This is a genomic window from Nocardioides sp. (genome assembly GCF_035503875.1).
Classification (GTDB): Bacteria; Actinomycetota; Actinomycetes; order Propionibacteriales; family Nocardioidaceae; genus Nocardioides.
In genome coordinates, this window is sequence record NZ_DATJTA010000035.1 from 1 (window position 1) to 3,680 (window position 3,680).

Here is a 3,680-nt window from a genome sequence, read left to right on the forward strand (position 1 = left end):
CCCGCCGCGCGCGGTGGACCGACCTGCGACTGCAACATCGCACCCCTGTGCCGGCGACATCACCGGGCGAAGACCCATACGCGATGGCGCTACGACAAGGTCGACGACACCTCGTTCGTCTGGCGAAGTCCGAACGGGCTCGTCTTCGGACGCGACCACCACGGCACGATCCCGCTCGACACCCTGCAGCCCTGACCGGCACATCGCCCGGCAGGGCTACAGGCACGCCCTGCCCACGCTGGTTGAGGTGCGAGCGGAGCGAGCCTCGAAACCCGGTGAACCGAACGACCGCGTCGACCAGAGGCTGCTTCTCGGCGCGCCGGGTCTCGAGGCTCAGGACTCCGTCCTTCACACCTCAACCACCGACGGTGCCCGCCCTCCCCGGACGCCGGTTGAGGTGCGAGCGAAGCGAACCTCGAAACCCGGTGAACCGAACGACCGCGACGACCAGAGACTGCTTCCCGGCTCGCCGGGTTTCGAGGCTCAGGACTTCGTCCTTCACACCTCAACCAGCGGGGGCGCGACGACTTCGTCCTTCACACCTCAACCACCGACGGGGCCTGCCCTCCCCGACGCTGGTTGAGGTGCGAGCGGAGCGAGCCTCGAAACCCGGTGAACCGAACGACCGCGACGACTACAGGCTGCTTCGTGGCTCGCCGGGTTTCGAGGCTCAGGACTTCGTCCTTCGCACCTCAACCAGCGGGGGCGCGACGACTTCGTCCTTCACACCTCAACCAGCGACGGGGCCTGCCCTCCCCCGACGCTGGTTGAGGTGCGAGCGAAGCGAGCCTCGAAACCGGGTGAGCCGAACGACGGCGACGCCCAGAGGCTGCTTCTCGACTCGCCGGGTTTCGAGGCTCAGGACTCCGTCCTTCACACCTCAACCAGCGTCAGGGCCGGCCTCCCCGGACGCCGGTTGAGGCTAGGGGTCTGGTGTCCAGGCCCACGCGTGGTTGGTCAGGCCGGCGGGGTTCTCGTAGGCCGTCTCGCTGTCGTAGCCGCCGACGACGACCAGGTCGCCGTCCGCCCAGACCGCGGACTGCTGGGCGTCGACGTCGGTGCCGTGCGGCTGGTCGAGGGGGGTCCAGCGCTCGGTGCGGTCGTCGTACGCATAGCCCCAGCCGGCCATAAGCTGGCCCTCGGCGGCGACGACGGTCCAGCGCAGGTTGCTCGGGCTCGGCGCGTGCGGGCCGGGGGCGTTCGGGAGTGGAGTCCACTCGCCCGTGGTCGGATCCAGCCGCCCGCCGAAGGGTGGCCGGCCGTCGAGGCCCGTCGCGACCTGGGGGTCCAGCTCGACGAGGCGCTCGCCCGTCCAGTGCCGGAACGGGCCGACCTGGTCCGTCGGGGGCAGTCGGGTCCACCGGGAGCCGTCCCAGCGCTCCACCACGGTGAACTCGGGGGTGTCGCCGTCCCCGGTGGGCTCGGCGGTGGTGCCCGAGACCAGGACGCCGTCCTGCGTGGCGAGCGCCGAGCTGAGGCGCAGTGCGGGGCGGTGCGGGCTGGTCGGCAGCAGCGACCAGGACTCGCCGGCTACGTCGAGGACGAGGATCCGCCCGGAGCGGGCGACGGCGTACACCCGGCCGTCGCGCGCGGAGAGTACGCCGGTGTCCTCGACCCGCCGGGGCGGGGCGGGCAGCGCGCGCCACGCGTCGTCGCCCACGTCGTAGGCCCACCAGCGATCGTCGCCGAACAGAACCAGGACGTCGCCGACGACGACCGGGCGGAACCAGTAGCCGACACCGGTCGGCGCCTCGGCGATCGGGCGCCAGGCATCGGTGTCCGGGTCGTACGCCGCCCCGTCGCGCGCCATCACCTCGGGTTGCGTGCAGCTCGCGTTCGGCGGGCAGGGCGAGCCGGTGCCGCCTCCGACGACCAGCACCTCGTCGCCGGTCCACACCGCCACCGGGGAGTACCGCGGTGCCAGCGGCATCGGCGCCAGCTCGCGCCACTCCCCTCCGGATGACGGCCGGGAGTCGTCGCGCTCACCGCCGAGCCACACCGTGCCGAGCAGGGCGCCCGCGACCACTGCGACCACCAGCGCGGCCAGACCGGCGCGTCGCCCGCCCAGCCGGATCAGCTGCCCTCGGCCAGCTCGCGCGAGCGGTCGCGGGCCGCCTCCATCGCGGCGAGGAACGCGGCACGGACCTTGTGGACCTCGAGCTCGCGCAGCGCGGCGGCGGTGGTGCCGGCGGGCGAGGTGACCTGCTCGCGCAGCACGGTCGGGTGGGTGCCGGTCTCGCGGAGCATCTTCCCGGAGCCGACGACGGTCTGGACGACGAGGTCGGTGGCGGTCGCCCGCGGGAGCCCGAGGTGGACGCCGGCCTCGATCATCGACTCCACGACGAAGAAGACGTAGGCCGGGCCGGTGCCGGAGATCGCCGTGACGGCGTCCATCTGTCGCTCGGGCACCCGCAGGACGCGGCCGGTCGAGCCGAGGAGCCCCTCGGCCACCGAGAGGTGCTCGTCGTCGCAGTGGGTGCCGGGGGCGATCGCGGCCATGCCCTCGTCGACCAGGGCGGGGGTGTTCGGCATGACCCGCACCACCGGCACGCCGTCGGGCAGCCTGGACTCCAGGAAGCCGGTGGTGATGCCGGCGGCGAGCGAGACGACCAGCTGTCCGGGACGGACGGCGGGCCCGATCTCGTCGAGCAGCGCGCCCATGTCCTGCGGCTTGACGACCAGGGCGACGGTGTCGGCCCGGGCGGTCGCGTCGAGGTTGGACACCACGGAGACGCCGTACCGCTCCTGCAGCTCGTGGGCGCGGTCGGCGCGCTTCTCGCCGACCAGGAGCTCGTCGACGGGACGGCCGGCGCGGACCAGTCCCGACAGGAGGGTCTCGCCCATGACGCCGGCGCCGATGATCGCGGTCGTGCTCACGGTGCTCACGGTGCGGGAGCCTCTACTTCTTGGAGATCAGGGACCGGACGAAGAATGTCAGGTTCTGCGGTCGCTCCGCGAGACGTCTCATGAGGTAGCCGTACCACTCGGTGCCGTAGGGCACGTAGACGCGCATCCGCTCGCCCTTGCCGGCCAGGCGGCGCTGCTCCTCGGGCCGGATGCCGTAGAGCATCTGGAACTCGTAGCTGCCCGCAGCCCGGCCGTTGCGGGCGGCCAGGGACGAGGCGATCCTGATCATGCGGGGGTCGTGCGTGGCGATCATCGGGTAGCCCTGGCCGGCCAGCAGCACCTTCAGGCAGCGGACGTAGGACTTGTCCACCTCGAGCCGGCTCTGGAAGGCGACCTCGGCCGGCTCGTCGTACGCGCCCTTGCACAGGCGCACGCGCGAGCCCTCGTAGGCCAGGGCGCGACAGTCGGCCTCGGTGCGGTGGAGGTAGGCCTGGAGCACCGCACCGGTCTCGGGGAAGTCCTTGCGCAGCTCGCGCAGGATCATCAGCGTCGAGTCGGTGGTGGTGTGGTCCTCCATGTCGAGGGTGACCGTCGCGCCGACGGCCTCGGCGGCCGAGCAGATGTCGCGCGCGTGCTCGAGCGCGATCTTCTCGCCGTCCGCGCCGAGCGCCTGCCCTACCGCGCTGAGCTTGACGCTGACCTCGGCGCGGGCGCTCAACGGTCCGAGCCGGCCGGTGAGGCCCGCGTCGTGCAACTGGACCAGAAGGGTGCGGTAGGCCTGCACCACCTCGCCCGCGGCGGCCGCGTCGGTCGTGTCCTCCCCGAGGTGGTCG

The 3,680-nt window shown here is 72.4% G+C and carries 3 protein-coding genes and 1 pseudogene; 1 reads left to right on the top strand and 3 read right to left on the bottom strand.

What is annotated here, in order from left to right; genetic code table 11:
• Nucleotides 1-195, top strand: a pseudogene (locus tag VMF51_RS07960) (hypothetical protein); the annotation flags it as partial.
• 727 nt (nucleotides 196-922) lie between these two features.
• Here VMF51_RS07960 and VMF51_RS07965 read toward each other — a convergent pair.
• The 3 genes from VMF51_RS07965 to VMF51_RS07975 form a co-directional block, all read right to left on the bottom strand.
• A complete protein-coding gene (locus tag VMF51_RS07965; protein WP_325473880.1) occupies nucleotides 923-2,035 on the bottom strand; it encodes a hypothetical protein in 1,113 nt (370 codons plus the stop codon).
• A 38-nt stretch (nucleotides 2,036-2,073) separates the two neighbouring features.
• Nucleotides 2,074-2,877: a pyrroline-5-carboxylate reductase gene (gene proC / locus VMF51_RS07970; protein WP_325473881.1), complete on the bottom strand. Its 804-nt coding sequence runs from the start codon at nucleotides 2,875-2,877 to the stop codon at nucleotides 2,074-2,076.
• Nucleotides 2,878-2,899: 22 nt separating this feature from the next.
• Nucleotides 2,900-3,680: proline dehydrogenase family protein (locus VMF51_RS07975; protein ID WP_325473882.1), on the bottom strand; the 781-nt coding region annotated here is incomplete at its 5' end.